Origin of the sequence: Methylobacterium sp. WL116 (assembly GCF_008039455.1) — a bacterium.
GTDB lineage: Bacteria > Pseudomonadota > Alphaproteobacteria > Rhizobiales > Beijerinckiaceae > Methylobacterium.
In genome coordinates this window covers 1-1,212 of sequence record NZ_VRUV01000869.1, presented here as the reverse complement: position 1 = coordinate 1,212, position 1,212 = coordinate 1, and the positions used below count along the sequence as shown (strand labels likewise).

The following is a 1,212-nucleotide window of genomic DNA, read 5'->3' as shown; positions in this document are numbered from 1 at the left end:
CCCTGGCCTGGATCGAAGGGCGCCGCGCACCGCCCTGCGGGTGCAGCCCTGGTCGCCGCTCGCCCGGATGAGCGGCCATCCGGCCCGGCGCCCGTCGATCCAGGCCAGGGCGATGCAGAAACCCGTCGCGGATATCGCGACCGGCCTCGCCGACAGGCCGACGCCGACCGTACGGTTTCCGGCCCCGCGCGGGGCGGACGATCCCGCCGCGCTCCTCGACCGCAAGGTGCCGTCGCCGGATCGCCTCGTGGCCGATTCGACCCTGTTGCCGATGATGGTCTCCGGCCTGGCGATGGGGGATCTGCGTGCACCGGCCCCGCTCTGCGGCAACGACGAGGTCCGGATCGGCAACTACGCGGCCGCCATCGCCAGGAGCGTGGGCCTGCGCGCCACGGACGACCTCGCGCTGTTCTCGCCCGACGGCAGCCCGCTGCCGAACCTCGCCCCCGTCATGCGCGCGATGTCGGGGGTCGAGCTCGGCGCGTTGCACGCGGGTCCGCCCCTCGTGGAGGCGGCGATCGCCCGGCTCGGTCCGACCCCCGCGGCGACGGCCGATGCGGCCAAGTAGCCTTCACCGAGCCTTGTCGCGGCCCCCTCCCCGCGCCACCTGAGCGGCGACGGCCGACCGGTTGGCCCTTCGCGTTTCCCGAGCCCCCGAGCCCGCCCTTGCCCATCCAGAGTTTCGCCGCGCGTGCCGGCTCCGCGGTCAAGGCCTTCGCGGAAGCTTCGAGCGACTTCCTGATCCAGCCGACTCTGCGGCTCGGCGTCACCGGGCTCGCCCGCTCGGGCAAGACCGTGTTCACAACCGCCCTCATCCACCATCTTGTTGAGAGCCATGCGCTCCCCGCCTTCGCCCCGGCGCAGGAGGGACGCCTGCGCCGCGCCCGCCTCGTGCCGCAGCCGGACGACGACGTTCCGCGCTTTCCCTTCGAGGAGCATTTCTCGGCGCTGACGGAGTCCCGCCTCTGGCCGCGTTCCACCGATCGGATCAGCCAGTTCCGGCTCGCGATCGAGTACGAGCGCGCCGGCGGCTGGCGCTCCGGCCCGGGCACGCTGATGCTCGACGTCGTCGACTATCCCGGCGAATGGCTGCTCGATCTCGCGCTCCTGGAGCAGAGCTACACAGCGTGGTCGCGGGCGACCATCGCCGGGACCCGGCGCGCCGGCCGCGGCGGGATGGCCGCGCCGTGGCTCGCGATGCTGAGGGGGCTC

The 1,212-nt window shown here is 73.7% G+C and carries 1 protein-coding gene and 1 pseudogene; both read left to right on the top strand.

The genetic code is table 11. The features are described from left to right. Nucleotides 1-568: pseudogene (locus FV223_RS30990) on the top strand (hypothetical protein); the annotation flags it as partial. A gap of 98 nt (nt 569-666) precedes the next feature. Beyond that, nucleotides 667-1,212 (top strand): YcjX family protein (locus tag FV223_RS28055; RefSeq protein WP_147729932.1); only part of this gene is annotated, 546 nt, incomplete at its 3' end.